The sequence below is a fragment of the Gammaproteobacteria bacterium genome (assembly GCA_028817225.1).
GTDB lineage: Bacteria > Pseudomonadota > Gammaproteobacteria > Poriferisulfidales > Oxydemutatoraceae > Oxydemutator.
Window position 1 is genome coordinate 1 of record JAPPQC010000025.1, and the last position, 5,234, is coordinate 5,234.

General features: G+C 67.9%; 1 protein-coding gene. It reads right to left on the bottom strand.

Annotated features, from left to right (window positions below):
* Positions 1 to 5,177, bottom strand: a 5,177-nt coding sequence (locus tag OXU50_03260; protein ID MDD9868902.1) for a hypothetical protein, incomplete at its 3' end; no start/stop codon positions are given.
* Positions 5,178 to 5,234: the final 57 nt, after the last annotated feature.

Sequence of the window (5,234 nt, forward strand, 5' to 3'; positions counted from 1 at the left end):
GCGCCGCCGTAATCCACGCCCCGCAGCGCGGTGCCGCCGAGCGTCCAGTGCACCGTCGTCGCCTCCGCGTGGGGCGCGTCCAGCACAATCGAGAACACCGCGTTCGCGCCTTCGGGCGCCGAAACCCGGTGCGACGCGACCCCGGCCATTGAGCGCGCGATGCTGGCAATGCTGCCGCGCGACACTTGCGGGCCGTCCGTGTCCAGCGTCGCCGCAAACAGCACGCCGGGTTCGGGGTCGCCGCCGAAACCGGTCAGGCTGATCTGAAAGTATTCCTCCGGCTCGCCGGCGCCGCCGGACCCGTCGTCGTCGGTGTACAAAAGCACAATGGACGCCTGCGTCGCGCCCGCCGCAACCCTGACAGTGCCGGCAAACGGAAGGGCGGTTACCGCCGCGCCCTGCACCCGTTCAAAGTCATCCGCCGACGCGCTGTCGCCCTCCGCCGCCGCCGAAATCCGGTACGAGACTTCCACATCTTTTGTGTGCGCCCGGTCAAGGCTCACCCGCCAGGTCTGCGAAGTGCCCTCAACGCCCGTCCCGAACGGCGCCGACAGGCTGACCAGCGGCTGCCGGACGCTGGCGGCGATTGTGACGGCGCGATCGGCCATGCCCATCGCGCCCGGCGGCGCGAGAGAGGCGCTGCCGATTGCCGTTCGCGGCGTGCCGAGTTCAATCACCAGCGTTTCCGCCTCCTCCGCGATGTTGTCGCTGTGCACCGCCAGCGCAATCTGTCCGGCGGTCTCGCGGGCGGCGATGACCAGTGTGCCGGTCGTCGCCTGCGCGCCGAGGTCCGCCGGCTGCGCGATGTTGTAGTCGTCAACGACGGCGGCGGTGCCGGAAACCGCGAACGGCACAAACACCGGGGCGGTCGGAATGCCGCCCCTCAGCGACACTGTGAACGACGCCGTCGCGCCCTCGGCGACGGTCGGCGCATCAGGCGCGACGCTGACGCTCAAGGGGTCGCTGGCGGGGATGATGATGGTCGCGGAACTGTTCGTAAAGCGCCCGGGGCCGGCGGCGCGCGGCGTGCCGAGGACGATAATCAGCGTTTCCTCGTCCTCGGTGTAGGGATCGTTGTTTATTCGTACCATAATCGAGCGTGTTCGGTACGAAAAGAATCGGTCGTCCCTGCCATAAAACCGGAACTCGCCACCCGTCGCGCTTGGCCCCAAATTACGGGGCTGGGCAATGTCGTAGTCATCGGCATCCACCGTGCCCATGATTGTGAACGGCACAGCCACAAAGTCCACCGACTGCGTGTCCACGGTTACCGGGAAGAACGGTATATGGCCTTCGGGCTGACGGGGATTGCCGCGGCCTATTTCAATGCGGGCGACCGCCGCATCGTCGTCCACGATGGACACCGTGCCGGCGCCGCCGGCGGCGAATGTCGCGACACCGCCGCGGCTGGAAACCACGGCCTCGCCCAGCACGACGCGGATGGTCTCGACATATTCGTTCCAGTTGTCGTCGGCAATGGCGACTACCGGCGCCGACGCGGTGATGGCAAACGCCGGAACGGTGATCATCGCCGGCGGCGGCGCATCGTAGTCGGGGATGTATTCGGCGCGCGGCGCCGGCAGGCGGACTTTCGCGGTGCCGCCGCCGACAATGGAGACCGGCACCGTCACATCGCCCGCCGACGGCGCGCTCAGGCGCACGGCGACCGGCGCCGTCGTGCCTTCCGCCGCAAAGGTGTTTTCAACGCGGTAGGTGATGGGGTCGTTCTGCGCGACGCTGACTTCGGCGGTGGCCGTCAGAATGCCGGCGGCGCCGCCGCCGCCGAAGACATCGCCGAGCATCAGCGTCAGCGTTTCGGTGGCCTCGTTCAGCGTCTCGTCGGTGATGCCGATGCGCACCGTCTGCGGCGTTTGCCAGTTGGCCGCGGTGAAGGTCAGCGTGCCGCTGGCGACATCGTAATCCGACGCCTCGACCTCGCCGCCGACCGTCCAGGTTACCGATGTAACGCCGCCGAAGCCCTCGCCGCCGAGGGCGACGATGAAGGTCGCGGTGTCGCCTTCATGCACCTGCACGCCGGCGGCGGCGGCGTCGCGGTCCGGCGTGGTGCCGGCCTCAATCGTGTAAAACGACGGCGTTGACGGCGACGCCAGCACCGTCAGGTCGGCGTCGCCGAGAGCCACCCTGCCGCCTGCGGCGCTGACCTGCGGCTCGCCCAGCGACACCCGCACCGATTCGGTGCCCATGGCGCGCGCGTCAAGGCGCAAGACCACCGCGCCGGTGGTGTCGCCCGGCTGGATGACCAGATTGCCGCGGCCCGGAGTGCCCGCATCCGCGCCCGCCGTCAGGTCTTCCGCGACCGCGCCGCCGGCGCCGCTGAACTCGTACGGCAGCGTAATCACACCCGCCGAGCCGTCGGCGGCGCCGTTCAGGGTGGCGATGAAGGTCGCCGTCCCGCCCCACAGCGTCCAGTACCTGCCGGTGGAAATGGCGAGGTCAACGGTGATGTCGTCGTTGTCCCTGAGAACCACATTCAGGCGGTCGTTGGCGATGGTGACGAACTCGGCGACTGCGGGGGGAAGGCTGTCCATGTCGGGCGTCCACCGGATGCGCGCCGTGGCATGGTCGGCCTGGTTCAAGTTGTTTTCTTGCGCGCGGGAAAGGAGAGCCACCGACCAGGAACTGACATAAGCCCCGTCATAACTCTCGGTGCCATTGTTCACTATCCTGACATCGCCGGAGGCGGCGGGACGGGCCTGGCAGGTGAAAGTGCAGCCGGACACCGAGTAGTCACCCTGAAAATCCTGCCGTATCCGTCCGCCGCGGACGACGAAATGCACCGTCATGCTGTCGCCGCCCTCGGTCCATTCGCCATCCGCCTCTATCGAGAGTGTGGCGTGGTCGTCTTCAAGAATCGTGAACGAGTAGCGGTTTGCGTATCTGTCCCCGACCGCCGATGCAGGCGTAATGCCGCGCAGCCGCGGGGCGACATTGAAAGGCGCGCCAAACTCAATCCGGAATCTCTCGTGGCCTTCCACATCCACATCGGGCGTCGCGGTAATCCTCATGCCGACATCAAAACCGAAGAAGCCGGGTTGCCGGGCACGAAAATCATTTCTGTTGAGGACGCCGCGGCTGATCAGGCCGTATTCATTGCTGCCGTCGCCCTGCCCGGGGCCGGCGGCGCCTGCGGGGTGCCGGACCGTGTAGTCGGCGGTGGTGGCGCCCCCGTTGACACCGGCGAACGGGATAATCCGGTAAGGCGCGTCAAAATCCGCGCCACGACCCGGGCTGTGGTAGAGAACCACCTCGGCGCTGCCGCCTTCTTCCGGCAGGTTGGCGCTTGTGCCGCCCCTCACTCCGTACACAAGCCCGTTGCCATGAATTGTGGCGGACATGCGCGACGCGGTCGTCGCCAGTTGGGTGTCGGCTGCGGTGCGCGCCGCGGTCAACTCCACCGTAACCGTCTCATCCGGCTCGCTGACATCGTCCCGGCGCGCGGTGAAACTGCGCCGGGCGCTGCGGCTGCTTGCGGGTATCGTGGCCGTGTGCGTCAGCCGCTGGTCGGCGAAGTCCGCCGCGGTGATGCCGCCGGTGAACCGGTAATCCACCACCACAGCCTCGGTCGGAATGCCGCCCGTCAGCAGAATGTCGAAGTGCGCGGTGTCGGTCCCTTTCAACCCCGCCCGAGGGGGAAAGGTGCCCCTTTCGTTCACCAGCGACGGGTTGACCGGCCCCAGCGACACGATGACGGGGTCGCTGTCGCGGATGCTCAGCGTCGCGGAGTGGCGCTGCCTGTCGTCCGTCAGCCGCAAATCGGAACCGGGCGCGTTGACGCCGGTCAGCATCACGACCACCGTCACGGTGACGCGGTTGTAGCCGTCTTGCAGCAGCGGAATGACCGCCCCGATCTCTTCGCCCGTGCCGGGCCACCCCGCCGGCACGGTGATGGTGCCGACCCTGCTCCTGTAATTGTGCGGCCTGCCGTGGTTGACGCCCCACACCGCCGTGCCGGCGCCCAGTGTCCAGGTTACCGTGGCCGTCGCGTTCAGGTTGGCGGGGATGGCCGCCGGGTCGGCGCCGGCGGCGATGGGCATCAGACGCACCAGGACATCGGTGGCGGCCTCGGTGACCGCCACGGAAATCGGCTCAACGCGCAGAATGTCGCCCGTATCGGGCCGGATGGTCGTCGCGGTGCGGGCCGAGTTGTCGAGGAAAATGGCGCCCGCGCTCGCGGAAAAACCGGTCAGGGTGACAAAGATGTCTTCCCTCAAATCCGCGAAGTTGTCCCACACCACCGCCAGCGTGATGCTTTGCGTTGTGTCGCCGGCGCCGAAAGTCACCGTGCCCGTGCCGCAGGGGTTGGAGGCGGGGTCGGTGCAGAGGTAGTCGGCGCCGGGCGTGGCCGTGCCCTCCAGCATGTAGTCAACGGTCAGGCTGTCGCCGGTGTCCAGCGTGCCGCCGGAAAGGGCGATATCAAACATCACCTCGCGTCTGCCGTTCCCCGCCGGGCCGTCGCCGCTGTTGGCCGGCTCCAGCACCGACGCTTCCCGCGCCTTCGCGACGACGGCGATTCTCTCGTCGTCGGTGATGTCAAAAGAGGCCCGGTTATCGGTCGAGGACGGCGACAAGGCCGCCTCGGTGCGGGGGCGCGCGTTGGACAATTCAAGAATGACATTCTCGGTGTTCTCAACCCGCGTGTCGTCCACCGGCTCAAACTCAATGCTCAGCCGGCCCTGTCCGGGCGGGAAAGTCATCGTGCCGCCGCGCGTGCCGGCATTGAAGGTGATGTCGCCGCCGTGCCTGATTCGGTAGTCGTCACCGTAATCGGCGTCGCCGCTCAGCCGGTAGTCCACCATCACCGGCACGCCGGAGACCACCGGGCCGTTCTCGCCCACCAGCACAAAGGCCATCGTCGGCGTCGCCACGGCGCCCTCCACCACCGTCCGCGGCACGACGGACGGCTGGATAAACGGCACCGGGTCGGATTCAATGGCCGCAGTGATGACCGTCCCGGTCACGCCGACTTCGCCGAAAGCGCCGGTGATGCCGGCGGTGCTGATGGCGAACTGAAAGCCCCGCAAATCCGGCTCAATCTCGCGGTCGCGGGCGACGGACAAATCCATCCGCCAGGTGGACGCGCCGGCGGCAAAGGTCGCCGTGCCCGACAGCGGCAGCGCCGGAAGCCCGGCAAAATCACCCGCCGTCGCGGAGGTCACCCCGGCGACAGGATCCGCGCTCCACGGCGCCGACGGCAGTGTGCCGGCGACCGGGTC